This window comes from Streptomyces sp. L-9-10 (genome assembly GCF_004151105.1).
Taxonomy (GTDB): domain Bacteria; phylum Actinomycetota; class Actinomycetes; order Streptomycetales; family Streptomycetaceae; genus Streptomyces.
This window is the reverse complement of the sequence record NZ_PHRF01000148.1, coordinates 1-229: the sequence shown is the minus strand read 5'-3', so window position 1 is coordinate 229 and position 229 is coordinate 1. Positions and strand designations below refer to the sequence as shown.

The 229-nt window shown below is 73.4% G+C and carries 1 pseudogene; it reads right to left on the bottom strand.

Annotated elements, in window-relative coordinates:
* Window positions 1-229, bottom strand: a pseudogene (locus tag CU044_RS31250) (serine/threonine protein kinase); the annotation flags it as partial.

Below are 229 nucleotides of genomic sequence, written 5' to 3'. Positions count from 1 at the left end.
GGTCGCAGGAGCCGATGCCCTGAGCGGCCTGTTCCGGATCGTCCGACAGGGTCCAGCGGTCCTGCGAGACGCGGTTGTTCACGATGTGGTCCGGCGGCCCCTCCGCCGGGTCCGTGCCGGCCGGCACGGACCCGGCGGCATCGGTCGTGGGTGTCGCTCCGGAGCCCTCGCCGTCCTCTTCGGGGAACAGCCAGACCGCGACCGGCACGAGGAGCGCCACCACGCATGC